Below are 26,998 nucleotides of genomic sequence, written 5' to 3' on the forward strand. Positions count from 1 at the left end.
CAGCGGCCCCACCCCACCGACGAGGCGCTGCTGGCCCGCGTCCTGGAGCCCTACAAGACGCACTGCCGGTACCTGCTGGCCGCCGAGGTCACGGCCGTCGAGGGACTGACCTCCGCGCGCTGCGCGTTCTCGATCCCGGAGTCCTGCTACATCGACGACACCGGCCACCTGAACGCCGTCGAGGTCAACATCGCCTACAACCAGATGATGTACTACCTGGTCGCCAAGTCCGTGGCCGAGGGACTGCTGACCGGCTTCGAGGACTGGACCCTCGACGACTTCTGGCGCCACCAGCTCCCCGACATCCTCATCGCCCGCTTCACCTCCCACTTCCGGCGGCCCGTCGATCCCCGCGCGTTCACCGGGGAGATGGAGTTCACCTCCGTGGTCCGACGGGCCGGCGGCGGCGCCGGCCCCTTCCTGCACGCCCGGACCGCCTTCCGCTACCGCGACGCGCACGGCGGCCGGAGCGACGGAGAAGCGACCCTCGCCTTCGTCAACGTCCCCTGACCCACCACACCGAAGGGCACCCGCATGGATACGTCCAGGGCCTCGCGGCCCCGCGGCGCACCGCGTCACCGCCCCGAACCGCGCACGCTCGTCCACACCGCCCGCCTCCACGCCGCCCGGCGGCCCGAGGCCGCGGCCGTGGTGTGCGAGGGCCGCACACTGACCTACGCGGAGCTGCACCGCCGCAGCAACCGCATCGCGCACGCCCTGCGAGCCGCGGGCCTCGTCGAAGGCGACCGGGTCGCGTTCCTCGGCAAGGAGTCCGAGCACTACTACGAGGCGCTGTTCGCCTGCGCCAAGACCGGCACCGTGCTGGTCCCGGTCAACTGGCGGCTCACCGCGCCCGAGGTCGGCCACATCCTCCAGGACTCCGGGACCCGGCTGCTGTTGCTGGACGACGCGTGCGCGACGACCGCCGAGGCCCTGCCCACGGAGCCGTCCCGGATCGTGGTGCCGGTCGGCTCCGTCGCGGCATGGAGCGCCGGGCACGACGACACCGACACCGGGTTCGAGGCGGACGCGGACATGCCGCTGGCACAGCTCTACACCAGCGGGACCACCGGCCTGCCCAAGGGCGTCGTCCTGGCCCACCGCAGCTTCTTCGCGATCCGCGACGCGCTGGCCGAGGCCGGCCTCGACTGGCTCGACTGGCGGGCGGACGACATCTCCCTGGTCGGCATACCCGGGTTCCACGTCGGCGGCCTGTGGTGGGCCGCGCAGAACCTCGACGCCGGCGCCACCGTGGTGGTGATGCCGGCCTTCACCGCCCGGCAGGCCCTGGACCTCATCCGCGGCCTCGGCGTCACGACCGCCTGCGTGGTCCCCGCCATGCTCCGCATGATGCTCACCGAACCCGGTGCCAGCGCGCGGGACTTCACCACCCTGCGCAAGACCGTGTACGGCGGGTCGCCGATCTCCGAGGCGCTGCTCGAGGAGAGCCTCGCCGTCCTCGACTGCGAGTTCGCGCAGATCTACGGCCTGACCGAGACCGGCAACACGGCCGTGTGCCTGCCTCCGGCCGCGCACGTCCCCGGCGGCCCCCTCATGCAGTCCGCCGGACGCCCCTACCCGGGCGTGCGGGTCAAGATCCTCGACGAGCGGGGGCGCGAACTGCCCCCGGGCGAGGTGGGCGAGGTCTGCCTGCACACCCCCGCCCGTATGGTCGCCTACTGGGGCCTGCCCGACCAGACCGGCGAGACGCTCGTCGACGGCTGGATCCACACCGGGGACGCCGGGTACCAGGACGCGGACGGCTATCTCTTCATTCGCGACCGGATCAAGGACGCCGTCCTCGTCGCCGGGGAGAACGTCTACCCCGCGGAGGTCGAGAACGCCCTGGAGAGTCACCCGCGGGTGGCCGAGGCCGTCGTCGTCGGTGCTCCCGACGAACGCTGGGGGGAGTGCGTGCACGCGTTCGTCGTCCCCGGCCCCGGGCGGCCGCCGACCGCCGGGGAACTGCACACCCACCTCGTGCCGAGGCTCGCCGCCTTCAAGCTGCCCGCCCGCTACGAGCTGATCGACGCCGTGCCGCGCAATCCCAGCGGCAAGATCCTCCGCCGCGAGCTGCGCGACCGCTTCTGGGCGGACGCCGCACGCAACGTCAACTGAGGCCGCACATCCGGCACCTGCCCCATCCGGCCACCCTGGAGAGAGAACCCCCCATGCCCGAACCCCTCACCCTGGACGGCTTCCGCGCGGACCTCGCGGAGTGCCTGTTCCTCGAACCCGCCGAAGTCGACCTGCGGCAGAGCCCGCTGGACGCGGGCCTGGACTCGCTGCGCATCGCCACCCTGCTGGAGCGCTGGCAGCGGGCCGGCGCCGACGTCAGCTTCGTCGAACTGGCCGAACGCACCTCCTTCGAGCAGTGGTGGCAGCTGCTGTCCGCGCGAGCGGAAGGGGCAGGCCGTGCGCGGGCCTGAGCGCCGGCCCCTGCTGGCCGCGCAGGAGGGCATCTGGGCGGGCCAGCAACTCGACGTCGGCAGCCCTGCGTACAACACCGGCGAGTACGTGCGCATCGACGGCCCGGTGGACACCGCCGCCTTCGACCGTGCCCTCCACCACGTCGTCGCCCGGACCGAGGCCCTGCACGTCACCTTCGCCACCGACGAGGCGGGGCGTCCGTGGCAGGTCCCCGGCCCGGCCGGCGTGTGGCGCACCCACATCGCCGACCTGACGGCCGCACCCGACCCGCGGGCCGCCGCGTCGGCCTGGATGGACCAGGACATGGCCCGCCCCGTCGACCTCACACGCGGCCCGCTCTTCGGCCACGCGCTGCTGCGGACCGGGCCGCGCGAGCACCTCTGGTACCACCGGGTCCACCACATCGCGCTCGACGGCTTCGGACTCTCCCTGGTGGCCCGGAACGTCGCCCGCGCCTACAGCGCGCTCATGGCCGGCGAGCCCGCGCCGGAGTGCGGCTTCGGCACGCTGGAGTCCGTCCTCGCCGAGGAGCGGGCCTACCTCGGATCGGCCCGCCACGCCGCGGACGGCGCCTACTGGCGGGAACGGTACGCCGACCGTCCGCACGTCCCCTCCCCGGCGGGCCGGTCCGCCCTGCCCGCCCGCGCCTTCCACCGCCACGCCACCGACCTGGACGAGAGGTGCACCGGCGCACTGCGCGAGGTCTCCCGCGGCCTGTCGGTGACCTGGCCGGACGTCGTGCACGCGGTGACCGCCGCCTGCCTCCACCGGCACACCGGCGCCGCGGAGATCATCCTGAGCGTCCCGTCGACCAGCCGCCTCGGCTCCGTGTCCCTGCGCGTGCCGGCCATGGTCCGCAACATCGTGCCGCTGCGCGTGCCGGTCGGCCCGGGCGACACCCTCCGCGAGCTGGCCGTGCGGATCTCCCGCGAGCTGCGCGCCGGCCGGCCGCACCAGCGCTACCGCTACGAGCGGCTGCGCCGCGACCTGGGACTAGTCGGCGGGCAGCGCCGGCTGTCCGGGCCGGGCGTCAACCTCATGCCGTTCCCTTACGACCTCGACTTCGCCGGGTGCCGCAGCACCGTGCACAACGTGTCCGCCGGCCCCGTCGACGACCTGGCCGTCAACGTCTACGACCGGGGTGACGGCACCGGTCTGCGCATCGCCGTCGACGCCCACCCCGGCCTCTACACGGAAGCAGAGACCACGGCCTTCCAGGAGGGCCTGGTCAGGCTGCTGGGGGAGGCCGTCGCCGACCCGGACCGCCCGCTCGGCGAAGCACCGGCGAGCCGGTCGGCGGCCCCCGTGCCCGTCCTGGACGGCGGAGCGCTGCCCGTGCCCGCCCGCCCGGTCATGGACCTGATCGCCGAGCACGCGGCCCGCCGGGCCGGCGCCGTCGCGGTCGAGCACGCCGGCGCCACCCTCACCTACGGCCGGCTCCTCGACGCGGCCCGGCGCACCGCCCGGCGCCTGCGGGCCCGAGGCGTCGGCCGGGGCGACGTCGTGGCGGTGGCCCTTCCCCGCGGCGCCGACGCCGTCACCGCCGTCCTCGGCGTACTGCTCGCCGGAGCCGCCTACTGCCCCCTGGACCCGGCCGCGCCGGCGAAGCGCCTACGCCGCCTGCTCCGCGACACCGATCCCGCGCTCGTCCTGACCACCGGCGCCCGCCCGGCCGCGTTCGCGGGCCACCCCACCCTGCTCCTCGACGAGGCGGACCCCGCTGTCGGCGACCGCGCGAGCGCCCACCGCGAGCCCACCCCGTCCGCCGCTGCCGGCGCCGTGCCCGACGACCTCGCGTACGTGCTGCACACCTCGGGAACCACCGGCCGGCCCAAGGGCGTGGCGGTCGCCCACCGCGCCCTGGCGCACTTCACCGCCGCGGCCGCGCACCGCTACGGACTGCGCCCCGAGGACCGGGTCCTGCAGTTCGCCCCGCTGCACTTCGACGCCAGTGTGGAGGAGATCTTCCTGACGTTGTGCGCGGGAGCCACCCTCGTCCTGCGCGGCGAGGGGATGACCGAGTCGGTGCCGCACTTCCTGCGGGAGTGCGCGCGGCTGCGGACCAGCGTCCTGGACCTGCCCACCGCCTACTGGCACGAGGTGGCCTACGCCGTCTCGACCGGCGCCGCGACGCTGCCCGACGCCGTGCGGACCGTCGTCATCGGCGGTGAGGCCGCGCTGCCCGAACGCGTCGAGCGCTGGCGCGCGGCGGTCGGCACGTCGGTGGCGCTGCTGAACACCTACGGGCCGACCGAGGCCACCGTCGTCGCCACCGTCGCCGACCTCCACGACGCCGGCCTCGCCCCGGGGGACGTACCCATCGGACTGCCCCTGCCCGGGACCCGGGCGGCCGTGGTCGACGGCGAGCTGTACCTGCTCGGCCCCGCACTCGCCGACGGCTACCGCCCCGAGACGCCGGACGGTTCGCGCTTCGCCCCGCTCCAAGCCCTCCCGGGCGCCCCGCGGGCCTACCGCACCGGCGACCTGGTGCGGGTGGGGGAGGACGGGCGACTGCGCCATCTCGGCCGAGCCGACACCGAGTTCAAGATCAGCGGGCACCGGGTGCAGCCGGCAGAGGTCGAGACGGCGCTGCTCACCCACCCGCGCGTCCGGCAGGCGGCGGTCGCCGGACAGGTGCTGCCGGACGGCACCCGCCGCCTGGTCGCCCACGTCGTGCCCGAGGGCCGGGCGCCCTCCGCCGCCGAGGTCAGGGAGCACCTGCGCTCCCGGCTGCCCGCGGCCCTGGTCCCCTCCGCCGTCGAGACCGTGCGGGAGCTGCCCCGGACCAGCTCCGGAAAGATCGACCGGGCCGCGCTGGCCCGACCCGCCGAACACCGGCCCGCCGACGCCGCGAGCCCGCTGGAACGCGTGATCACCGGCGTCTGGGGGCGGCTGCTGGGCACCGCCGTACCGGTGGACGCCGACGTGTTCGACCTGGGCGCGCAGTCTCTCCAGGCCATCCAGGCGGCCAACCGCCTCGCCGCCGAACTGGGCCGGGACGTGAAGGTGGGCTGGCTCTTCCAGTACCCCGCCGCCGCAGCCCTGGCCGACTTCCTGGACGGCCGCCGGCAGCCCGCCGGCGAACCTCCGCAACGGAACGGCCACGACCGGCGGGAACCGGACGGACGGCGGCGGACCCCCGCCGACCCGCCGGCCAGGCGGAGCCGCTGCGCCGCCACCGCCCTCCCGCCGACCCTCCTGGACGACACCGTCCTGGAGCCCGGTATCCGCCCCGGGGCAGCAGGCCCTCCCCGACCCTTCGACCGCGCCCCCGGCCGCATCCTGCTCACCGGCGCCACCGGCTTCGTCGGCGCCCACCTCCTGGCCGCACTGCTGTCCGACACCCGGGCCGAGATCGTCTGCACGGTACGGGCCGACGGCGTGGCCGAGGCCGCGACCCGTCTCCGCGCGGCCCTGCGGCGGCATGGCGTCACACCCCCGACCGACGCCTTCGCCCGCCTGAAGGCCCTGCCGGCCGACCTCGGCCGTCCGGGACTGGGAATCGGCCCGGAGGCCCGGTCCGACCTCGCCGCCGGCTGCGACGCCGTCTTCCACAACGCGGCGAGCGTCAGCATCATGCGCGACTACACCACCCTGCGCGCCGTCAACACCGAGTCCACCCGGGAACTGTTGCGGCTGACCGCCGCGCGCGCCGTCCCCCTGCACTACGTCTCCACCCTGTCCGTGGCGCCCCCGGCACGCCGCAGCCCCGAAGTGCCGGAGGAGTTCCTGCCGCCGCACGACGGGCTGCGACACGGCTACCAGCAGACCAAGTGGGCTTCCGAACGGCTGCTGGAGCAGGCCGCCGAGCGGGGGCTGCCGGTCACCGTCCACCGCCTGGGCCGCGTGGTCGGACCGGCCGGCACGGGCCACGTCAACGAGCGCGACTTCCTGTGGGGCGTACTGCGCGCCGGCATCCCGGCCGGCATCGTCCCGGAACTCTTCGAGGACGAGGTCTGGACCCCGGCGGACTTCGTGGCGCGCTCCCTGACGCACCTGTGCCTCGGTCCGGCCGCGGCGGAGCACGGCCCCGTCTTCCACCACGCCACCGCGCCCCGTGTACGCCTGCCGGACGTCTACGACTGGGTGCGGGCATACGGCTACCCCGTAGCCGAACTGCCCCTGGCCCGCTGGCGCGAGCGTCTTGCCCCCACCGCCGACGCGGCGGCCACCACGCTCGCCTTCTTCGACTCCGCCGAACCGGCCGACGGCGCGGACCTGCGCCTCGGACACGTGCGCGCGGACCATGTCCGGGCCGGCCTGGAGGGCTCCGGCATCGCCTGCCCGCCCCTGGACCGCCCGGTGTTCTTCCGCTACCTCGACCACTGCGTGTCCGCCGGCCTGCTCCCCGCGCCGACGGGCCGAGCCGCCGCCCACCGGACGGACCGCGCGTGACGCGGGGCACGCGGCGCCCCGGGAACGCGCACCCGCTTCGACCCGACTACTCCACCAGAACCCGACGGGCCGCCCGCGCGGCCCCCACGCAAGGAGCCCGCATGTCGCTGAACCGGTCGGCCGTCGCCGCCCTGGCCGCCGCCCTCTGCCTGGTGACGGCCGGCTGCTCAGGCCCGTCGGCGGACGACGACGCGAGCGCCCGGACCACCGACGCCGCTACGGCGGGCGCGAGTTACCCGGTCACCCTGGACAACTGCGGCCAGAAGCAGACCTTCGACAAAGCCCCCAGCCGGGTGGTCGTCATGAACGGCGCCTCGGTCGCCGAGGTGTCCACGCTGCTCGCCCTCGGACAGGGCGACAAGATCGTCGCCAACCAGCAGAGCTACGGCGGCTCCGAGGTGCCCGGCCGCGCCGAGGCCATCAGGAGGCTGCCCGACGGCGACGTCCGGCAGAACGACGCCTTCGACGTCCCGCGCGAGACCATGATCGGACTGCGCCCCGACCTGGTGCTGTCCACCACCGCGTACGGCTTCGAGGAGAAGAACGGCTTCGCCACCCGCGCACAGCTCGAGGACGCCGGGGCCCGCACCTACGTCTCCCCGCAGGGCTGCCACCAGGACACCTCCAAGATGACCATCGACGACAGCTACCGGCTGCTGCGCGACATGGGCAAGGTCTTCGGCGTCAGCGACCGGGCCGAGGAGCTGATCGCCGCCTCCGAGAAGAGGATCGCCACCGTCTCGGGCAAGGTGAAGGGCCGCAAGCGGCCCAAGGTGATGGTGCTGTTCTCCAACATGTCCATGGGCGGCAACGACTTCGGCTCGGTCGTCGCCAAGGGCATCTACAACGACATCCTCGTCGAGGCCGGCGGCGCCAACGCCTTCGAGAACGCCTCCGCGACCTCCTTCGCCGACCTGAGCAAGGAGGAGGTCGCCGCCACCGACGTCGACGCCCTCGTCGTCATCGGCTACAACGACCCGGACCCGGCGGCCTTCGCCGAGAACCTGCTCAAGGAGTTCCCCCAGTGGCCGGCCGCCAGGAACAACGCCTACGTGACGCTCTCCGACTCGATGTACCTCGGCCCCAGCAACGACCTGGCCGTGGAGAAGATCGCCGAGATGCTGCACCCCGACGCGCTCTGAGCCGGGCCAGGGCCCCTCTGGCGTTCGTCCTGCTGCCGGCCGCGCTGGCCGCCACCATGATCGTGGCGATCAGCGTCGGCGCCGTCACCATCCCGATCGGCGACGTGTGGGGGGTCGTCCTGCACCACGTCACCGGGGCGGGCGGCGCCCCCGCCGACCCCGCGCTCGACCAGATCGTCTGGAACTTCCGCACCCCGCGGGTGGTCCTGGCCGCCGTGGTCGGCGCCGGCCTGGCGGTGACCGGAGCCGTCCTCCAGACCGTGGTGTCCAACCCCCTCGCCGACCCCGTGGTGCTGGGCTTCTCCTACGGCGCCACGCTCGGCGCGGTCCTCGTCATCACCCTGGGCGGCGGCACCCTGCTCGCCGGCTTCGGGGTGTCCGCGGCCGCCTTCCTCGGGGCGGTCGCCGCGGGTGCGCTGGTCTTCGCCCTCGGGCAGCGACGGGGACGGCTGGCACCGGTGCGGCTGGTGCTGGCCGGCGTCGCCATCGGTTACGTCTTCCTCTCGGCGACCAGTTACGTCCAGCTCCAGGCCACGCCCACCGAGCTGCGCACGGTCATGTTCTGGATGCTGGGCAGCGTGGCCGGCGCCACCTGGGACCAGGTCCCCGCGGTCACCGCGGTGGTGCTGCTCACCACCGCCCTGCTCGCCCTGTTCGGCCGCCGCCTCAACGTGCTGCTGGCCGGCGACGAGTCCGCCACCGCGCTCGGCGTGGACGTCAACAGGCTGCGCGCCGCCCTGCTGGTGCTCAGCGCACTGCTCACCGGCACGGTCATCGCGGTCGCCGGCGGCATCGGCTTCGTCGGCCTGATGATCCCGCACCTGGTGCGCCTGACGACCGGGGCCGACCACCGCCGGCTGGTGCCCCTCACCGCTCTCCTCGGCGCCGTCTACCTGGTCCTCGTCGACCTGCTCTCCCGCACCCTCGACCGCCCCAACGAGCTGCCGCTGGGCATCCTCACCGCCCTGCTCGGCGCCCCCTTCTTCCTGTGGCTGCTGCACCGCAGCAAGGGCCTGGACTGAACCATGGACCTCACCCTCGACCGGCTCCACGTCACCCTGGAGCACCGCGCGATCCTCCGGGACGTCAGCCTCACGGCCCGGCGGGGCGACGTCGTCGGACTCGTCGGCCCCAACGGCAGCGGCAAGTCCACCCTGCTGCGCACCGTCTACCGGTCGCTGCGGCCGGCGGAGGGCGTGGTCCGGGTGGGCGACGACGACGTGTGGCGCCTCTCCCCGCGCGCCGCGGCCCGCCGCACCGCGGCCGTCCTCCAGGACGCCGGCGGCAACACCACCGGACTGACGGTCGCCGAGATCGTCGCCCTGGGTCGCGCGCCGCACCACGGACTGCTCGGCCGCGACGGCTCGGAGGACCGCGACACCGTTTCCGAGGCCATCGACCGCTGCGGCGTACGCCCCTTCGCGGACCGCGACTACGCCTCGCTGTCCGGGGGCGAACGGCAGCGCGTGCTGCTGGCCCGGGCGCTGGCCCAGCAACCCCGGCTGCTGGTCCTGGACGAGCTCACCAACCACCTCGACATCAGGGCCCGGTTCGAGCTCATGGACCTCATCCGGGCCACCGGCGTCACCACGCTCGCCGTCCTGCACGACCTCGATCTCGCGGCCCGCCTCTGCGACCACCTGGTGGTCCTGAACGAGGGCGCCGTGGTGGCGGCCGGGCCGGTGCTGGAGGTGCTCACCCCGGACCTCATGGCCGGCGTCTTCGGCGTCCGCGCCACCACCGAGCGCCATGCGGACGGCGTCGCCCGCATCACCTACGCCGCCCGGCCGCTGGCGCACCCCGGGGCGGCCACCACCTCCTAGCGGGCCGGGCCGCCGGGGCGGCCGCCTCAGGCGTCGGCGGTCTCCTTGAGGACGTCGCAGGTGTTCTGGAACTCCTCCATCAGCCGGCCGGCCTCGACCACGAGGACGCCGTAGGGGCGCGAGGCGTCCGACAGGGGCAGCTCGTCCTCCCGGGCCGTGCTCAGCACCTCGTCCAGCGCCTCCTGGGCGATCGAGGCCAGCCGGCACATCTCCTCGGCCTGCTCGGTGAGGGTGTCGCTGTCCAGAGCGGCGAGGATGTGCGCGATGTCGCGCAGGCTGCCGGCGAAGTCCGCGTACGCGCGCAGGGCGGGCGCGTAGGTGTAGGTGTTCTCCGTCTCGCGCCACCGCCCGAGGCTGCGGGTCAGCGACCCCAACTGGTAGACCGCGCGCTCCAGGGCGTCGACGCTCTGCCGGTAGCGCTCGAAGCTCAGATAGCCGCGGTGGGCGGGCAGCAGCCGGCGCGGATTGAACGGGAGGCTGTTCTCCGCCGTGCTCAGCCCCGCCCTGGCCTGCCCGACCGCCCGCTGGGCGCTCTCGCCGGCCGCACGCCACTGCCGGGCCCGCTCCGCGTCCACGTCGCCCGTGCACAGGCCGTCGGACATGTCGTCCAGCAGCGCCTCGACCTCCGCCGCGAGGGCCCGCAGTCCGTGCTCGGCGCTGCGGTAGCGCAGCGGCGGCGCCACGCACAGGTTCACGGCCAGTCCCACGCCGCACCCCACCAGCACCAGCACGATGATCTGGCCGAGCTGGCTCACCCGCTCGCCCGTGCCGGTCGCGGTGACGTAGGTGGAGAAGGCGAAGAACGCCGCCGTGGCGACCTGCGAGCGCTGCTCGCCCAGGGCCGGCCACTGGCCGAGGCACAGGGCGATGACGGCGACCAGGACGAACGCGAACAGGTCCGGGCCGGCGACGAAGCCGACGGCCGCCTGGACCGCCACGCCCACGGTGACCGCGGCCGTGTAGCGCAGGGACTGCCAGACGGACCGGTAGATCGTCGCGTTCATGATCAGCACGGCGGAGAACGGCGCGAACGCCGGCGACGCCGCGTTCAGCAGGTCATACGCCACCCACCAGGCCAGCGTCGCCGCCAACGCGCTCTTGCCGACCAGCAGAGCCGTGTTCCGCTCGTGTCCGGGCGCCCGCAGCGCCCTCTTCAGCCATGATCCGCAACTCGCCGCCCACGTCATGCCCTGTCGCCCTGAACTCCCGCTCGCCGCATCCGTACGGGCCTGAGAGTTGCCCGGACGGTCCACCTATGCACGGTATCGGGGCCTGGCGCGCCCGCCGGGAGCCTCGCGGACGACCGGCCGGCGATGAGTTCACGGCGCCGCGCCGGTCATTGCCGGCACACACCTCAGCTCCCGGAGGAGGAGTCGCGATGGCAGACCTCATGGTGGGACTTCATCGTCTCGCTCGACGGATACGCCTCCGCCGACGGCTGGCCGGGATTCTGGGGCATGGAAGGGCCCGAATACCTCGCCTGGCTGGACAGCGACGGCGAGAAGCAGCACATCAGCCTGATGGGCGCCGCCACCTACCGGCTGATGTCGGGCTTCGCGGCGCAGATGCCCGACGACCCCGGCATGGCGGACCTGACCGCCATGCCGAAGGTGGTCTTCTCCTCGACCCTGGACGCCCCGCCGGACTGGCGGAACACCGAGCTGGTCCGGGGCGACGCCGTCCGGGCCGTACGGGAGATGAAGCAGGAAGCGGCGCGCCCGCTGCGCACCCTCGGCAGTCTCACGCTCTGCCGCTCACTGCTCGCGGCCGGTCTGGTGGACCGCTTCCGCCTCGTCGTCTTCCCCGTCATCACGGGCGCCACCGGGAAGGAGCGGATCTTCGACGAGTATCCCGACGTCCGCCTCGACCTCGTCGAGAGCCGCACCTTCGACGGCCGGCTCCAACTGCTGGAGTACGCGCCCACCGTCCTCGACGGGCCGCCCGGCACCACCCCGTAGAGGACTGCGCGGAGCACCCGCCGCGCCCGTCGGCGGGTCAGCCCGCCGCGATCCGGCGGGGCAGGTCGGCCAGGAGCGCGGTGAGGTCGGCGGCCGGGACGCCGCCGCCCTGGGCGACGTCGGCGGAACCTCCGCCCCGGCCGCCCAGGACCTCCTTGACCAGGGCGCCCGCGTGCCGGCCGGCCTCGCGGGCGGCGGCGTTGACGGCCACGACGAGGCCGCCGGAGGTGGTGGCGACGGCCGCGATGCCGGGCCGGCCTTGGGGGAGGCGGTCGCGGACGGCGAGGGCGAGCGCGCGGGCCTCGTCGGCGGCCCCGTCGAGGGTGTGGGCGACCACGAGGGTCCCGCCGGCGTCGGCGGCCCGCCCGGCCAGGTCGCCGGCCCGGGCCGAGACGGCCTGCGCCTTCAGACGGGCGTTCTCGCGGTCGGCGGCCTTGAGGCGGTCCAGGAGGCCGGCGATCTTCTCGGGCAGCTCGGCGCGGGGCGCGCCCAGCTGCTCGGCGATCCGGGCGACCAGGTCGCGCTCGCGGGCCAGGTAGCCGAACCCCTCGATGCCGACGGCGGCCTCCAGCCGGCGCATGCCCGCGCCCACCGAGGACTCCGAGGTCAGCGCCACGGTGCCGATCTGGGCGGCGTGCTCGACGTGGGTGCCGCCGCACAGCTCGCGCGACCAGGCGCCGCCGATCTCGACGACCCGGACCTTCTCCCCGTACGTCTCGTCGAACAGCGCCAGCGCGCCGAGCTGCTTGGCCTCCGGCAGCGGCATCCAGCGGACGCCGACCGGCAGGTCGCGGCGCAGGGCCCGGTTGGCGGCCTCCTCGACCTCCGAGCGGACGGCCGGGGACAGCGCCCCGCGCCAGGGGAAGTCCAGGCGGAGGTAGCCAGGCCGGTTGTAGGAGCCGGATTGCAGGGCGGTCGGGCCCAGGACCTCGCGCAGGGCGGCGTGCAGCACATGGGTGCCGGAGTGGGCCTGGCGGGCGCCGAGCCGCCACTCCGGGTCGACGGCCGCGTGGACCGAGTCGTCCACGGCCAGCTCGCCCGCCGTGATCCGCACCCGGTGGACCACCAGGCCCGGCAGCGGACGCTGGACGTCGACGACCTCGGCCTCCGCCGAGGCGCCGGAGAGCAGTCCGGCGTCGCTGTCCTGCCCGCCGGACTCGGCGTAGAAGGGCGTGCGGTCCAGGACCACGGAGACGATGTCGCCGGTCCGGGCCACCGGCGCCGGCCCCTCCGGGCCGAGGAGCGCGAGCACGCGGGACTCGGTGGTCAGGCCCTCCCAGGCGCGCCAGTCGGTCGGCCCGTGCGCGTCGAGGATGGCGCGCAGGGCCGAGGTGTCGGCCGCACCGCCGGACTTGCGGGCCCGGGCGTCGGCGCGGGCCCGCTCCCGCTGGGCGTTCATCAGGGCGGTGAAGCCCTCGCGGTCGACCTCGACACCCTGCTCGGCGGCCATCTCCAAGGTCAGGTCGATGGGGAAGCCGTAGGTGTCGTGCAGCAGGAACGCCTGCGCGCCGGGCAGCGAGCGGCCGCCGCCCCGCCGGACCTCGGCGACTGCGGTGTCCAGGACGGTGGTGCCCTGCCGCAGGGTCGCGCGGAAGGCGTCCTCCTCGCCGTACGCCTGGTCCGAGATCCGCGCGAAGGACTCCACCACGTCCGGGTAGCCGGGGGCCATGCGGTCCCGGGCGACGGGCAGCAGCTCGGGCAGCGCCGGGTCGTGGAAGCCGAGCTGGCGCATCGAGCGGACGGAGCGGCGCAGGATGCGGCGCAGGACGTAGCCGCGGCCCTCGTTGCCGGGCGCGGTGCCGTCGGCCAGCAGCATCAGCGCGGTGCGGACGTGGTCGGCGACCACCCGCAGCCGCACGTCGGCCCCCGCGTCGGCGCCGTAGCGGACGCCCGCCAGTTCGGCGGCCCGGTCCAGGACGGGGCGGATCTCGTCGGTCTCGTACAGGTTGTCCTTGCCCTGGAGGAGGGTGGCCATCCGCTCCAGGCCCATGCCGGTGTCGATGTTCCGGCGGGGCAGCTCGCCCAGGATCGGGTAGCCGGACTTGCCGGGGCCCTCGCCCCGCTCGTACTGCATGAAGACCAGGTTCCAGAACTCCATGTACCGGTCCTCGTCGACGGCCGGCCCGCCCTCGCGGCCCAGGGCCGGGCCCCGGTCGTAGTACAGCTCCGAACAGGGCCCGCACGGGCCGGGGACGCCCATGGACCAGAAGTTGTCCTCGTCGCCGCGGGCCACGATCCGGGCGTCCGGCAGACCGGCGACCTCGCGCCAGATGCCGCGGGACTCGGTGTCGGAGTGGTGGACGGTCACCCAGATCCGCTCCGGGTCGAGCCCGTAGCCGCCCTCCGTCTGCGGCTTCACCGACAGGTCCCAGGCGAAGGCGATGGCCTCCTCCTTGAAGTAGTCGCCGAAGGAGAAGTTGCCGTTCATCTGGAAGAACGAGCCGTGCCGGGTGGTCTTGCCCACCTCCTCGATGTCCAGGGTGCGCACGCACTTCTGCACGCTCGTCGCCCGGTCCCACCGGGGCGCGGCCTCGCCCGCGAAGTAGGGCTTGAACGGCACCATGCCCGCGTTCACGAAGAGCAGCGTCGGGTCGGGGGTGGGCAGGGGCGCGCTGGGCACGACGCTGTGGCCGCGGGCGGCGAAGTAGTCGAGGAAGCGCTGGCGGATGTCGGCGGTACGCAAAGGTCTCACTGCTCCGGTCGAAGGGTCACAGGGGGCGGGCGGCGGCGGTGCGGGCCGGGAGCCGGGCGCCGAGGAAGGCGGCGGTTTCCCCGGGCGCGGGACGGATGGCACGGGGCCGGCCGTGCCGCTGGCGGAGTCTCGGACGGCGCGCACACGCCGCGGCCCGCGTCGGCCCGTCGTTCCCGGGCCGGATGCCGAACGCGTCCGCGGACACGGTCCGCACCCCGTCCGGGTGGGTCGCGGGCCTCTGCCGGGCGGCCACGGGCATCAGGCGGCCCGCGCCGCGGCGACGGGCAGCGGCGTCAGGGAGGCGTACTCCAGGGGCGCCGACGGGTCGATCGACACGTCCAGCGGCGCGGGCTCGGCTCCGGCGCGTACGAGGAGGTCGCCGACGGCCGCGATCATGGCGCCGTTGTCCGTGCACAGCGTCATCGGCGGCACGCGCAGCTCCACGCCGGCGGCGGCGCACCGCCGCTCGGTGAGGGCCCGGACCCGGGAGTTCGCCGCGACGCCGCCCACCACGACCAGCGTCCGGACGCCGTACGCCGCGCAGGCGGCGAGCGCCTTGCGGCTCAGCACGTCGGCGACGGCCTCCTGGAGCGCCGCGGCCCCGTCCGCGACGGGCAGGTCCGCACCCTGGAGCCGGTGCTTCTCGGCCCAGCGGGCCACGGCGGTCTTCAGGCCGGAGAAGGAGAAGGCGTACGGGTCGTCGCCGGCGCGGGTGAGCGGCCGCGGGAACTCCACGGCCCGGGGGTCGCCGTCCCGGGCCGCGCGGTCGATGGCGGGCCCGCCGGGATAGGGCAGCCCGAGGATGCGGGCGGCCTTGTCGAAGCACTCGCCGGCGGCGTCGTCCAGGGTGTCGCCCAGGTGCGCGATCGGCTCGCGCACCAGGTCCCGCACGAGCAGCAGCGAGGTGTGGCCGCCGGAGACGATCAGCACCACGCAGGGGGCGGGCAGCGGCCCGTGCTCCAGGGTGTCGGCGGCGACGTGCCCGGCCAGGTGGTGCACTCCGTAGAGCGGCACCCCGGCCGCGTAGGCGAGGGACTTGGCCCCGGCGAGGCCGACCTGAAGGGCGCCGGAGAGTCCGGGCCCGGTGGTGACGGCCACCGCGTCGAGCTGCCCCAGCCGCAGACCGGCCTGGTCGAGCGCCTGCCGGACGACCGGGTTGAACGACTGGAGGTGCGCGCGGGCGGCGATCTCGGGCACGACGCCGCCGAACCGGGCGTGCTCGTCCATGCTCGACGCCACCACGTGCGCGAGTAGCTGCCCGTCCCGCACGATCCCCGCGCCGGTCTCGTCGCACGACGACTCGATCCCCAGGACGATCGGTCCACCACCCATGACACCCCTCCTCCTCTGCACCCATCTTGCATCTGCAATATATGTGCAATAAGAGGCAGGGCCCATTTCCGGGGGAGTGCCGCGAGCGAGCGCCGAAGACGGTCGGATCAGTCCGCCCACCGAGGCGGCGGGGGAGTACGCCGCCCGCGGCGATCTCGACCAGGCCCGCCGCACGGGGCGCGAGCGGCTCAGTCGTCGTGCAGGGCGGTGCGCAGGGCGTCCACGGCGAGCTTCCGGGCGACGCCGGCGGCATGGGTGTCGCGCAGGCTGTCCAGCAGCAGGAAGTCGTGGACCATGCCGGCCACCCGCACGGAGGTGACGTCCACGCCCGCCTCGCGCAGCCGGTCGGCGAACCGCTCGCCCTCGTCCCGCAGCACATCGGCCTCGTCGGTGATGACGAGGGTGGTCGGCAGCCCCCTGAGCTGGTCCAGCGGCGCCTGGAGCGGGGAGGCGTAGATCTCGGCGCGCTGCGCGGGCTCGGGGGCGTAGGCGTCCCAGAACCACTTCATCCCGTCCCGGGTGAGGTAGTAGCCCTCGGCGAACTGCCGGTAGGACGGGGTGTCGAAGCCGGCGTCGGTGACCGGGTAGAGCAGGACCTGGGCCCTGAGGTCGATCCCGCCGCGCTCCTTGTTCATCAGCGCGAAGACGGCGGACATGCAACCGCCGACCGACTCGCCGGTCACCGCGACCCGTGAGGTGTCCAGGCCGTGCTCCGCTCCGTGCTCCAGCACCCACTGGCCGACGGCGTAGTTCTGCTCGACCTGAGTGGGGTAGCGCGCCTCCGGGGCCCGGTCGTAGACCGGGAAGACGCCGGCCGCGCCGGCGCCGACCGCCAGCTCGCGGAAGAGCCGGTCATGGGTCTTCTCGTCGCCGAAGACCCAGCCGGCGCCATGGATGTAGAACACCACCGGCAGCGGCCCGCCCGCCCCCCTGGGCCGGATGATCCGGGTGCGGACCGAGCCCCACTGGCCCGCGTCCACCTCGACCCACTCCTCGTCGACGTCCGGGCGCGGCACGCCGGCGTCGCTTTGCAGGCCGAGCAGGATGTCGCGGCCCTTCTCCGGCGGCACCTCGTGGATACGGGGATGCGGATCGGTGGCCTCCGCCAGCTCCCTGGCGGCGGGCTCCAGGTACGGGGCGGTCGGCGGGAGGAGGTCGGTCATGTCGGCTCCCTGCGAACGGGGCGGAGGACGAGGTGGACGAGAGTGCGGGCGCGGGACCCGGCCGGCGGGGCGTACGGGTCGTGGAAGGACGGTTCGTACGAGCCGTACGGGCCGGGGTGCGAGGTGCACCGGCCCGGCGCGCCGCCCGGCGGTACGGCCGTCGCGGGCCCGTGGCCCGCGGCCGGGCTGCGGTGGTGCCCGGCGCCGGTGTCGCGCCTCGGCCGGATGCGCCGGCCCCTCTGTCCATCGTCGTCCGCCCCACGTGCCGCGCAACCCGTCGGCCGGCCCGCCGCGCGCACCCTCACCGCAGGAAGCGGACCGCTTACCGTGGGGTGCCTTTCGGGCGAGTCAACTGTGTGATCACCCAACCGGTTTCGCGGGCCCTGATCGGTTCATGGTGGGTTCGCCCGAGCCCATTTGGGTGTGCTTACGGCCGCTTGACCGAAGTACCCGCGGCGACTTAGCTTCGACCCACCGACCCGTTGAGCTGCTCGAAGGAGGCGAAGTCGGATGACCACCCTCTCCGACCTGCATCGCCGCGCGCAGCAGACCGCCTGGGTCCCGGGTCGCGTGGCGCACGGCAGCTAGCGCCCCACCCCTCCGCGGCGCGGCCGCCCGCGGCCCCCGCGCCCGCGGTTCTTCTCTCTTCCCCGGCCTCCGGCACGTCCTATCGTGAATACGTGCACGTCTGCGCCCCGGGATTTTCTCCACCTGCGCCATCGATATAGAAAGCCCTTAAATGGCGACTTACACAATCTGTACCAGCGTGCACCGGAATGAGGATCTGCCATGGTAGCGGCGCACATCACGGTCAACGGGAAGGTCACACCGATCTCCCCGGCCGCTCCCCACACCACGGCCCTCGACTTCCTGCGTGAGCGCGGCCTCACCGGAAGCAAGGAAGGCTGCGCCGAGGGCGAATGCGGCGCGTGCTCGATCCTGGTGGCCCGTCCCGGGGTGGACAAGCCGACCGACTGGGTCGCGGTCAACGCCTGCCTCGCGCCGGTCGCCGCCCTGGACGGCCAGGAGATCGTCACCTCCGAGGGCCTGGCCACCCCCGGCGCGCCCGGCAAGGCGCCCACGCTGCACCCGGTGCAGGAGGAGATGGCGGTCCGCGGCGGCTCCCAGTGCGGTTACTGCACCCCGGGCTTCGTGTGCAGCATGGCCGCCGAGTACTACCGGCCCGGCCGCTGCGCCCACGCCGACGGGGCCGAGGGGACCGAAGCCCAGGTCGGCGGCGACAGCGAGCACGGTCCGAACGGCTTCGACCTGCACGCGCTGAGCGGCAACCTCTGCCGCTGCACCGGATACCGCCCCATCCGCGACGCGGCCTTCGCCGTCGGCGCGCCCGCCGAGGGCGACCCGCTGGCCCAGCGCCGCGAGCAGTCCGCGCCGGACGCGGCCGTCACCGAGTACGCCCAGGACGACAGCGTCTTCCTGCGGCCGGGCACCCTGTCCGGCGTCCTGGAGGTGCTGCGCGAGCGGCCCGAGGCGGTCGTCGTCGCCGGCAGCACCGACTGGGGCGTGGAGGTCAACATCCGCTCCCGCCGCGCGGAGTGCGTGGTCGCCGTCGACCGGCTGCCCGAACTGCGCGAGCTGCGCGAGGAGTCGGACCACGTCGAGATCGGCGCGGCGCTGACGCTCACCGAGATCGAGCGCCGCCTGGACGGCCGGGTGCCGCTGCTGGCCGAGCTGTTCCCGCAGTTCGCCTCCCGGCTCATCCGCAACAGCGCCACCCTCGGCGGCAACCTGGGCACCGGCTCGCCCATCGGCGACAGCCCGCCGGTGCTGCTGGCCCTGGAGGCGTCGCTGGTGCTCGCGGGCGCCGACGGCGAGCGCGAGGTGCCGCTGGCGGACTACTTCACCGGGTACCGCCAGAGCGTGCGCCGCCCCGGCGAGCTGATCCGCGCGGTGCGGATCCCGCTGCCGCTCGCGCCGGTCACCGCCTTCCACAAGATCGCCAAGCGCCGCTTCGACGACATCTCCAGCGTCGCCGTCGCCTTCGCGCTGGAGATCGAGGACGGCGTGGTCGCCAAGGCCCGGATCGGCCTGGGCGGAGTGGCCGCCACCCCGATCCGCGCCCTGGCCACCGAGGCCGCCCTGGAGGGCAAGCCGTGGTCCACGGACACCGTCGAGGCCGCGGCCCAGGTGCTCCAGGCCCAGGGCACTCCGATGAACGACCACCGGGCGAGCGCCGGATACCGGTCCGCGATGCTCGGCCAGAGCCTGCTGAAGCTGTACGCCCAGACCACCGAGGCGGTGTCGTCATGAGCCATCTGTCCGAGCGTCCCGAGAAGCCGGTAGTCGGCGTCTCCATGCCCCACGAGAGCGCGAGCCTGCACGTCACCGGCGCCGCGCTGTACACCGACGACCTGGTGCACCGCACCAAGGACGTGCTGCACGCCTACCCGGTGCAGGTCATGAAGGCCCACGGCCGCGTCACCGCGCTGCGCACCGAGCCCGCGCTGGCGGTGCCCGGCGTGGTCCGCGTGCTGACCGTCGCCGACGTGCCCGGCGTCAACGACGCCGGCATGAAGCACGACGAGCCGCTCTTCCCCGACGAGGTCATGTTCTACGGCCACGCGGTGGCCTGGGTGCTCGGCGAGACCCTGGAGGCGGCCCGGCTCGGCGCCGCCGCCGTGGAGGTGGAGCTCGACGAGCTGCCCTCCACCCTCACGCTGAAGGACGCCATCGCGCGCTCCAGCTTCCACGGCATCAACCCCGTGATGGTGGCGGGCGACGTGGACGCCGGGTTCGCCGAGTCCGCGCACGTGTTCACCGGCGAGTTCGAGTTCTCCGGCCAGGAGCACTTCTACCTGGAGACCCACGCGGCGCTCGCCCTCGTGGACGAGAACGAGCAGATCTTCATCCAGAGCAGCACCCAGCACCCCTCGGAGACCCAGGAGATCGTCGCGCACGTCCTGGGTTGCAGCAGCAACGAGATCACCGTGCAGTGCCTGCGGATGGGCGGCGGCTTCGGCGGCAAGGAGATGCAGCCGCACGGCTTCGCGGCCATCGCCGCGCTGGGCGCCAAGCTCACCGGCCGGCCGGTGCGGCTGCGGCTCAACCGCACCCAGGACATGACGATGTCCGGCAAGCGCCATGGCTTCCACGCCGAGTGGAAGATCGGCTTCGACGCCGAGGGCCGCATCCAGGCCCTGGCGGCCACGCTCACCGCGGACGGCGGCTGGAGCCTGGACCTGTCCGAGCCGGTGGTGGCCCGCGCGCTGTGCCACATCGACAACACGTACTGGATCCCCAACGCCCGGGTCGAAGGCCGCATCGCCAAGACCAACTCGGTCTCCAACACCGCCTTCCGCGGCTTCGGCGGCCCGCAGGGCATGATCGTCATCGAGGACATCCTCGGGCGGGTCGCGCCGCTGCTCGGCATCGACCCGATGGAGCTGCGCGAGCGCAACTTCTACCAGCAGGACCAGACCACGCCCTACGGCCAGCTCGTCACCCACCCCGAGCGGATCTCCGCCGTGTGGGAGCAGGTCCGCGCCAACGGCGGCCTCACCGACCGCAAGCGCGAGATCGCGGCCTTCAACGCCGCGCACCCGCACACCAAGCGGGCGCTGGCCGTCACCGGCGTCAAGTTCGGCATCTCGTTCAACCTCACCGCCTTCAACCAGGGCGGCGCGCTGGTGCTGATCTACAAGGACGGCTCCGTCCTGATCAACCACGGCGGCACCGAGATGGGCCAGGGCCTGCACACCAAGATGCTCCAGGTCGCCGCGACCACCCTGGGCATCCCGCTGCACCGGGTGCGGCTCGCCCCGACGCGGACCGACAAGGTGCCCAACACCTCCGCCACCGCGGCCTCCTCCGGCGCGGACCTCAACGGCGCCGCGGTCAAGAACGCCTGCGAGCAGCTCCGCGGGCGCCTGCTCCAGGTGGCCGCCACCCAGTTGGGCGCCGGCGCCGCGGACGTGCGCATCGTCGAGGGCTTCGCACGGGCTCTCGGCAGCGACAAGGCCGTGGCCTGGGACGACCTGATCCGCACCGCGTACATCCAGCGGGTGCAGCTCTCGGCGGCCGGTTTCTACCGGACCGAGGGACTGCACTGGGACATCAAGAAGTTCCAGGGCACGCCGTTCAAGTACTTCTCCTACGGCGCGGCCGCGACCGAGGTCGAGGTGGACGGCTTCACCGGCGCGTACCGCATCCGCCGGGTCGACATCGTGCACGACGTCGGCGACAGCCTGTCCCCGATGATCGACATCGGCCAGGTCGAGGGCGGCTTCGTGCAGGGCGCGGGCTGGCTGACGCTGGAGGACCTGCGCTGGGACACCAGCGACGGCCCCCACCGCGGCCGGCTCCAGACCCAGGCGGCCAGCACCTACAAGCTGCCGAGCTTCTCGGAGATGCCCGAGGAGTTCAACGTCGCGCTGATGGAGAACGCCACCGAAGAGGGCGCCGTGTTCGGCTCCAAGGCGGTCGGCGAGCCCCCGCTGATGCTGGCCTTCTCGGTCCGCGAGGCGCTGCGGCAGGCCGCCGCCGCGTTCGGGCCGGCCGGCGTCAGCGTGGACCTGGCCTCGCCGGCGACGCCGGAGGCGGTGTTCTGGGCGGTCCAGGCGGCCCGCAGCGGCGAGGTGCGGCGTGAGGACCTCCCGCTCGACGGCGGCGAGATCCCGGCACGTCCCATCGCCCTGAGCCATGCCTGACATGACCTGGGTGGCCGCGGTCGGGCGGTTGCGAGCACGCCGGGAGACCGGCGTGCTGGTGACCGTCGCGACCGTGCGCGGCCACGCACCCCGCAAGGCCGGGGCCAAGCTCGTGGTGGGCGCGTCCGGCACCTGGGGCTCCATCGGCGGCGGCAACATCGAGGCCGTCGCCATCGACCGGGCGCGCGAGCTGATCGACCGGCCCGACCCGGAGCCGGAACTGATGGACTTCGCCCTGAACGACAAGGTCACCAACCGGCACGGGGTGCAGTGCTGCGGCGGCGCCGTCACCGTCCTGCTGGAACCGCTCCCGGTGGTTCCCGCGGTGGCGGTGTTCGGCGTCGGCCACGTCGGGTTCGAGCTGGCCCGCATCCTGGCCCGCCACAACATCGACCTGCACCTGGTCGACAGCCGCGCCGAGATGCTCGCCGACGAACGGCTCGACGTGCTCGCGGACGCGGTGGCGGAGATCAGCGTGCACCACCAGCCGCTGCTGCCCGAGGAGGTGCTCGCGGAGCTCGCTCCCGGCACGCACGTCCTGATCATGACGCACGACCACGCCGAGGACGCCGCACTGGTCGACCAGGCCCTGCGCACGCCCGGCCTGGGCTCGATCGGCCTGATCGGCTCGTCCGCCAAGTGGGCGCGCTTCCGGCACCGGCTGACCACCGAGGGCGGCCACGACGAGGCCGCGATCAACCGGATCAAGATCCCGATCGGTACGCCGGGGATCACCGGCAAGGAGCCCGCCGTGATCGCGGTGAGCGTCGCCGCCGACCTCATGCGGGCCTTCGAGGAGGAGCGCGCCGGGGCGGCCACCGAGCCCGTACCGCTGTCCCCGCCGGCCGCCGAGGCGGACCCCGGCCGGGGAGCGCACCGCTCGTCCGGCACGGCGGCCTGACCGGCGGACCGCATCGGCGAAGGGGCGGGNNGGGGCCCCGCCCCTTTCGGTCACTCGGCGGAACGCTCCGTCGGCGGCCGGTCCGCCAGCGGAACAGTCCGTCGGCGGAACAGTCCGTCGGCGGACGGCCCGTCAGCGGGCCATCAGGGCGAAGACGCCCCAGCCGAGGTGCTCCCGCCGGTAGCGCGCGTAGCGGGCGGGACCGGTGGTCAGCTCGGCCCGCACCTCGCCGGCCAGCTCGTCGTCGGGATGGGCGTCCAGCCAGCGGCGGAGGTTGAGCCACTGCGCCGCCTGGTAGCGGTCCCAGTCGTCCTCGGAGGCCAGCACCATCTCCACGACGTCGTAATCCAGTGCACCGAACCGCTCGATCAGCTCCGGCAGGACGTGGAACTCGCCTCCGCCGCCGACCGCCTCGGCGGTCCGCCGGTCCGGCGCCTCCCGGCGCCAGTACGGCTCGCCGATCAGCATCAGGCCGCCGGGGCGCAGGCTCCTCGCCAGCAGCTCGACGGTGCCGGCGACCCCGCCGCCGATCCAGGTCGCCCCGACGCACGCGGCGAGATCCACCGGCTCGTCCGAGACGTGGCCGGAGGCGTCGCCGTGCACGAACGCGACCCGGTCGGCGACGCCGAGTTCGGCGGCCCGGGCGCGGGCCTTCTCGGTGAACACCGTGCTGATGTCCACCCCGGTCCCGGTGACGCCGTGGTCACGGGCCCAGGTGCACAGCATCTCGCCCGACCCGCTGGCCAGGTCGAGCACGCGCGTCCCGGGAGCCAGGCGCAGCGCCCGGCCGAGGACGGCGAGCTTGTCAGGGGCGAACGGATTGTGGACGCGGTGGCTGCTTTCGCGAAGGGCGAAGATGCGGGGAAGATCCACGAGAGGAATTCCTTCGGTGCGATGAGGTCGTGGTGTCTGCGGGGGACAGCCGACCGGAGCCGGCAGCCATGGCCTCGACCGTCATCTGACGCACCTCTTCCGAACACGTGGATCTTCTGGACCCGGACAAGGTAAGCCTTCCGGGTCGGCGCCTCCACCGGTTTTCTACCGGCCGCCCGGGCCGGAGCCGTAGGGCAGCAGGGCCATCTCGCGGGCGTTCTTGACGGCGGCGGCCATCTGGCGCTGCTGCTGGGCGCTGATGCGGGTCACCCGGCGGCTGCGGATCTTGCCGCGGTCGGAGATGAACCTCCGCAGCAGGTCGGTGTCCTTGTAGTCGATGTACGTGATGCCGGCCGCGTCCAACGGGTTGGGGCGCGCCTTGGCGGGCTTGCGGGGGTCGTGGCGTCGGGGCACGGGGGGCTCCTCGGGGGGCGGGTCGGGGGAGACGGGTCAGCGGGCGCGGCCGTAGCGGCGCTCGAAGCGCTCGACGCGGCCCGCGGTGTCCAGCACGCGTGCGGTGCCGGTGTAGAAGGGGTGGCTCGCGGAGGAGATCTCCACGTCGACCACGGGATAGGTGCCGCCGTCCTCCCACTCGACGGTCTTGTCGCTGCTGATCGTGGAGCGGGTCAGAAAGGCGAACGCGCCCGCCCGGTCGCGGAAGACGACGGGGCGGTACGGGGGATGGATGCCGGGCTTCATGGCAGGGTCCTCGCGATCGGGGGTGGTGCGGCGGCGGGTGGGGGACGGGGTCAGCGCTCTTCGCGGAAGTCGACGTGACGCCGGGCGACCGGGTCGAACTTCCGCAGGACCAGGCGGTCCGGGTCGTTCCGCCGGTTCTTGCGGGTGACGTAGGTGTAGCCGGTGCCCGCGGTGGAGCGGAGCTTGACGACCGGGCGCAGTTCGTTGCGTGCCATGCCGCTACTATATGGCAATGGTTTCCATGTTCAGTAGTGGGGCCAGGTCGACGAGAGGCAGGTAACACCCGTGTCCGCCCAGTGCCAACTGACCGGCGCCAAGCCGGGCTTCGGCAACAACATCTCCCATTCGCACCGCCGCACCCCGCGCCGGTTCGACCCCAACATCCAGCACAAGCGCTACTGGCTGGCCGGCGAGGGCCGCACCGTGCGGCTGACGCTCAGCGCACGGGCGATCAAGACCGTGGACGTCATCGGCGTCGAGGCCGCGGTCGCCCGCATCCGGGCGCGCGGAGGGAAGGTCTGATGGCGAAGAAGAGCAAGATCGCCCGGAACGAGCGGCGCAAGGCCGTCGTCGAGCGCTACGCCGCCCGGCGCGCACAGCTGAAGGCGGTGATCCGCCGCCCGGACACGCCGGAGGCGGAGCGGGCCGCGGCGGTCGCCGAACTGCGGCGCCAGCCGCGCGACGCCAGCGCCACCCGGGTGCGCAACCGCGACAGCGTGGACGGCCGCCCCCGTGGGCACCTGCGGAAGTTCGGCCTGTCCCGGGTGCGCGTACGCCAGCAGGCCCATGCCGGCTTCCTGCCGGGAGTGACCAAGTCCTCCTGGTGAGGCCCGGATGAGGACCGGGGGGCGGCCGACATCGCCGCCCCCCGTGGCCGCGTCCTCGGCCGGGGTCAGGCGCCGGCGTCCTCCGCCGGATCCGGCTCGGGCGCGCGGTCGAGGTAGGGCAGCGGCGGTTCGGGGGTCGGCACGACCTCCGTGACGTCCAGGGCGACCGCCGCGCCCGCGGTGCCGAGCGTGCCGCCCGGGTGCCAGGCGCCGGTGACCCGCACCCAGGTGTCGGCGGGCGGCGCGGCGGCGCCGTGCACGGTGACGGTGAGCGTCCGCGCGTCGGCGGCGCAGCAGGCGATCAGCAGGCGGGAGAGGTCCCAGGTCCCGTCGGCGCGCGGGGTGACGAATCCCTGCATCACCACCGTACGGCCGGCCAGGCTCCGTTCCTCGTCCTGCCGCACCCGGGCGGTGAACTCGGTCAGCGTCAGGGGCACCGCGCCCTGGCGCGGCAGCGGCGCGAACTCCTCGTACTCCTCCACCGGTGCGGCCGTGTCGCGGGAGGCGGTGTACGAGCCGAGCGCGGGCGGCGCGAACAGCAGCAGGGCGAGCGCCGGCAGGAGCAGCAGCCAGGCGACCCTCGGCGTGTGCTCGTGGTCGTGGCCGTGGCCGTCCCGGGCAGGCGGGGGGTCCTGGCGGGCCGCGCGCCGGTGGGCGGCGGCCTGCTCGGCGCGGTGGACGCCGAGCAGGCCGGCGGCCACCAGGGTGAACCCGGTGGCGACCAGCAGCGGTTGCATGCCGGGTTTGACGTAGCGCAGGCAGATGTCGCTGACCAGCGAGACGCGCAGCACGGCGGTGCCGGTCACCAGCAGCAGGCCGGACCGCAGCAGGTCCCGCACCGTGGCGCTCGCCCCCTCTCGGGTCGCGGCCCTCACAGCAGCCACCAGCCCGTCAGGGCCGAGGCCGCGACGGCGACCACGCCCGTGGCGAGTGAGAACCGCAGGGCGAAGGCCCGGCCGAAGGCGCCCGCCTGAAGGGCGACCAGCTTGAGGTCCACCATCGGTCCGACGACCATGAACGCGAGCTTCGCGGTGGGGGAGAAGCCGGTGAGGGAGGCGGCGATGAAGGCGTCGGCCTCGGAACACACCGCCAGTACGACCGCCAGCAGGGCCAGGAACAGCACGGACGCCCAGGGTGAGTCGGAGAAGAAGCCGAGCACCGAGCGGGGCACCAGCACGTTGAACGTGGCGGCCGCCATCGCCCCCACCACCAGGAACCCTCCCGCGTGCAGGAAGTCGTGCTGGAAGCCGGCGGCGAACCGGGCCCACCGGCCGCCGCCCGCCGGCAGTTCGGGGCGTCGGGCCGGCGGCCGCAGCCACTCGGTCCGGCCCAGCCTCAGCCAGAGCCACCCCATCCCCGTGGAGACGGCCAGCGAGGCGACCAGCCGGGCCGCGACCATCGCCGGGTCGCCGGGGAAGGCGACGGCCGTCGACATCAGCACGACCGGGTTGACGGCCGGGGCGGACAGCAGGAAGGCGAACGCCGCGGCGGGCGGCACCCCGCGTCCGATGAGGCTCTTCGCCACCGGCACCGAGGCGCACTCGCACCCCGGCAGGACGACCCCGGCCGCGCTCGCCACCGGCACCGCCAGCGCGGGCCGGCGGGGCAGGGCCCGGCTGAAGACGGACGGCGGGACGAAGGCGCTGATCGCGCTGGAGACAAGGGTGCCCAGGACGAGGAAGGGCAGCGCCTGCACGGCGACGGCCACGCAGACGGTCTGCCAGGTCGTGAAGGCGCGGCCGGACAGCCCGCCGAGCGCCCACAGGGCCGCGAGCGGCAGGGTGACCGCGCCGGCGACCAGGACGGCCGCGCGGCCCGAGAGCGGGCGGACGCGCGGCGGTGTGCTGCCGCCGGGGTCCGGAAGACCGTCGGAGTCGGGGAGGCCGTCGGCGTCGGGGGCGTCGCCGGAGTTCGGGAGATCGCCGGAGTTCGGGACATCGCCGGGGTTCGAGAGGCCGCCGGCGGTGGCGACGTCACCGGAGTCGGGGAGGCCGTCGATGTCGGGGAGGTCGCCGGAGTTCGGGAGGTCGCCGGAGTTCGGGAGGCCGTCGGCGGCCGGACGCCGCCCGTCGACGACTGCGTCTGGTCCGTCCACC

The 26,998-nt window shown here is 74.2% G+C and carries 23 protein-coding genes; 13 read left to right on the forward strand and 10 right to left on the reverse strand.

Going from position 1 to position 26,998, the window contains the following annotated elements; genetic code table 11:
• Positions 1-27 precede the first annotated feature (27 nt).
• The 7 genes from scoD (at position 28) to C6N75_RS11590 (ending at position 9,790) form a co-directional block, all read left to right on the forward strand.
• Positions 28-510, forward strand: a complete 483-nt coding sequence (gene scoD / locus C6N75_RS11560; protein ID WP_105868810.1) for a (2E)-enoyl-ACP glycyltransferase — start codon at positions 28-30, stop codon at positions 508-510.
• Between the two features lie 24 nt (positions 511-534).
• Complete coding sequence (locus C6N75_RS11565; protein ID WP_105868782.1) at positions 535-2,118, forward strand: long-chain-fatty-acid--CoA ligase; 1,584 nt, start codon at positions 535-537, stop codon at positions 2,116-2,118.
• 53 nt (positions 2,119-2,171) lie between these two features.
• A complete protein-coding gene (locus C6N75_RS11570; RefSeq protein ID WP_105868783.1) occupies positions 2,172-2,429 on the forward strand; it encodes a phosphopantetheine attachment domain protein in 258 nt (85 codons plus the stop codon).
• Positions 2,416-6,825: a non-ribosomal peptide synthetase gene (locus C6N75_RS11575; RefSeq protein ID WP_105868784.1), complete on the forward strand. Its 4,410-nt coding sequence runs from the start codon at positions 2,416-2,418 to the stop codon at positions 6,823-6,825. The genes C6N75_RS11570 and C6N75_RS11575 overlap by 14 nt, the downstream gene beginning before the upstream one ends.
• Before the next feature lie 101 nt (positions 6,826-6,926).
• Complete coding sequence (locus C6N75_RS11580; RefSeq protein ID WP_105868785.1) at positions 6,927-7,967, forward strand: ABC transporter substrate-binding protein; 1,041 nt, start codon at positions 6,927-6,929, stop codon at positions 7,965-7,967.
• 56 nt (positions 7,968-8,023) lie between these two features.
• Positions 8,024-8,989: a FecCD family ABC transporter permease gene (locus C6N75_RS11585; RefSeq protein ID WP_105868786.1), complete on the forward strand. Its 966-nt coding sequence runs from the start codon at positions 8,024-8,026 to the stop codon at positions 8,987-8,989.
• A gap of 3 nt (positions 8,990-8,992) precedes the next feature.
• A complete protein-coding gene (locus C6N75_RS11590) occupies positions 8,993-9,790 on the forward strand; it encodes an ABC transporter ATP-binding protein (RefSeq protein ID WP_105868787.1) in 798 nt (265 codons plus the stop codon).
• A 26-nt stretch (positions 9,791-9,816) separates the two neighbouring features.
• Here the strand turns inward: C6N75_RS11590 and C6N75_RS11595 are convergent, their stop codons facing one another.
• On the reverse strand, positions 9,817-10,977 hold the full coding sequence (locus C6N75_RS11595; protein ID WP_105868788.1) for an FUSC family protein: 1,161 nt from the start codon (positions 10,975-10,977) through the stop codon (positions 9,817-9,819).
• Positions 10,978-11,103: 126 nt separating this feature from the next.
• Here C6N75_RS11595 and C6N75_RS11600 point away from each other — a divergent pair, with 126 nt between their 5' ends.
• Entirely contained in the window at positions 11,104-11,748 is a 645-nt protein-coding gene (locus C6N75_RS11600) for a dihydrofolate reductase family protein (protein WP_105868789.1), read from the forward strand.
• A 37-nt stretch (positions 11,749-11,785) separates the two neighbouring features.
• On the opposite strand, the gene alaS is transcribed toward C6N75_RS11600, so the two are convergent.
• From alaS to C6N75_RS11620, 3 genes are all read right to left on the reverse strand, one after another.
• Positions 11,786-14,431 carry an alanine--tRNA ligase gene (alaS, locus tag C6N75_RS11605; RefSeq protein WP_105868790.1) on the reverse strand — a complete coding sequence of 882 codons (2,646 nt, stop codon included), beginning with the start codon at positions 14,429-14,431 and terminating at the stop codon, positions 11,786-11,788.
• 267 nt (positions 14,432-14,698) lie between these two features.
• Positions 14,699-15,772 carry a tRNA (adenosine(37)-N6)-threonylcarbamoyltransferase complex transferase subunit TsaD gene (gene tsaD / locus C6N75_RS11615; protein WP_105868792.1) on the reverse strand — a complete coding sequence of 358 codons (1,074 nt, stop codon included), beginning with the start codon at positions 15,770-15,772 and terminating at the stop codon, positions 14,699-14,701.
• 188 nt (positions 15,773-15,960) lie between these two features.
• On the reverse strand, positions 15,961-16,935 hold the full coding sequence (locus tag C6N75_RS11620) for an alpha/beta hydrolase (protein WP_105868793.1): 975 nt from the start codon (positions 16,933-16,935) through the stop codon (positions 15,961-15,963).
• A 789-nt stretch (positions 16,936-17,724) separates the two neighbouring features.
• Here C6N75_RS11620 and C6N75_RS11625 point away from each other — a divergent pair.
• The 3 genes from C6N75_RS11625 to xdhC are packed head-to-tail and all read left to right on the forward strand — an operon-like array spanning position 17,725 to position 22,503.
• Positions 17,725-19,206, forward strand: coding sequence for a xanthine dehydrogenase small subunit (locus C6N75_RS11625; RefSeq protein ID WP_105868794.1), 1,482 nt, complete (start codon positions 17,725-17,727; stop codon positions 19,204-19,206).
• Positions 19,203-21,602, forward strand: coding sequence for a xanthine dehydrogenase molybdopterin binding subunit (xdhB, locus tag C6N75_RS11630; RefSeq protein ID WP_105868795.1), 2,400 nt, complete (start codon positions 19,203-19,205; stop codon positions 21,600-21,602). The genes C6N75_RS11625 and xdhB overlap by 4 nt, the downstream gene beginning before the upstream one ends.
• Before the next feature lies 1 nt (position 21,603).
• The gene (gene xdhC, locus C6N75_RS11635; protein ID WP_105868796.1) at positions 21,604-22,503 is read left to right on the forward strand and encodes a xanthine dehydrogenase accessory protein XdhC; all 900 of its coding nucleotides are present in this window, start codon (positions 21,604-21,606) and stop codon (positions 22,501-22,503) included.
• Between the two features lie 132 nt (positions 22,504-22,635).
• Here xdhC and C6N75_RS11640 read toward each other — a convergent pair whose 3' ends face one another.
• From C6N75_RS11640 to rpmG, 4 genes are all read right to left on the reverse strand, one after another.
• The gene (locus tag C6N75_RS11640) at positions 22,636-23,376 is read right to left on the reverse strand and encodes an SAM-dependent methyltransferase (protein WP_105868797.1); all 741 of its coding nucleotides are present in this window, start codon (positions 23,374-23,376) and stop codon (positions 22,636-22,638) included.
• 165 nt (positions 23,377-23,541) lie between these two features.
• Positions 23,542-23,790: a 30S ribosomal protein S18 gene (gene rpsR / locus C6N75_RS11645; protein WP_105868798.1), complete on the reverse strand. Its 249-nt coding sequence runs from the start codon at positions 23,788-23,790 to the stop codon at positions 23,542-23,544.
• A gap of 36 nt (positions 23,791-23,826) precedes the next feature.
• Complete coding sequence (locus C6N75_RS11650; RefSeq protein ID WP_105868799.1) at positions 23,827-24,075, reverse strand: type B 50S ribosomal protein L31; 249 nt, start codon at positions 24,073-24,075, stop codon at positions 23,827-23,829.
• Positions 24,076-24,125: 50 nt separating this feature from the next.
• Complete coding sequence (rpmG, locus tag C6N75_RS11655; RefSeq protein ID WP_105868800.1) at positions 24,126-24,290, reverse strand: 50S ribosomal protein L33; 165 nt, start codon at positions 24,288-24,290, stop codon at positions 24,126-24,128.
• 70 nt (positions 24,291-24,360) lie between these two features.
• Between rpmG and rpmB the strand changes: the two genes are divergently transcribed.
• The gene (rpmB, locus tag C6N75_RS11660; protein ID WP_105868801.1) at positions 24,361-24,597 is read left to right on the forward strand and encodes a 50S ribosomal protein L28; all 237 of its coding nucleotides are present in this window, start codon (positions 24,361-24,363) and stop codon (positions 24,595-24,597) included.
• Positions 24,597-24,902, forward strand: a complete 306-nt coding sequence (gene rpsN, locus C6N75_RS11665) for a 30S ribosomal protein S14 (protein ID WP_105868802.1) — start codon at positions 24,597-24,599, stop codon at positions 24,900-24,902. Before rpmB ends, rpsN begins: the two co-directional genes overlap by 1 nt.
• A gap of 65 nt (positions 24,903-24,967) precedes the next feature.
• On the opposite strand, the gene C6N75_RS11670 is transcribed toward rpsN, so the two are convergent.
• Positions 24,968-25,777 (reverse strand): TIGR03943 family putative permease subunit, encoded by an 810-nt coding sequence (locus tag C6N75_RS11670; RefSeq protein WP_258177360.1) that lies wholly within the window; start codon positions 25,775-25,777, stop codon positions 24,968-24,970.
• The gene (locus tag C6N75_RS11675; protein WP_258177361.1) at positions 25,774-26,997 is read right to left on the reverse strand and encodes a permease; all 1,224 of its coding nucleotides are present in this window, start codon (positions 26,995-26,997) and stop codon (positions 25,774-25,776) included. The genes C6N75_RS11670 and C6N75_RS11675 overlap by 4 nt, the downstream gene beginning before the upstream one ends.
• Between the last annotated feature and the right edge of the window lies 1 nt (position 26,998).

Source organism: Streptomyces solincola, assembly GCF_002982015.1.
GTDB lineage: Bacteria > Actinomycetota > Actinomycetes > Streptomycetales > Streptomycetaceae > Streptomyces > Streptomyces solincola.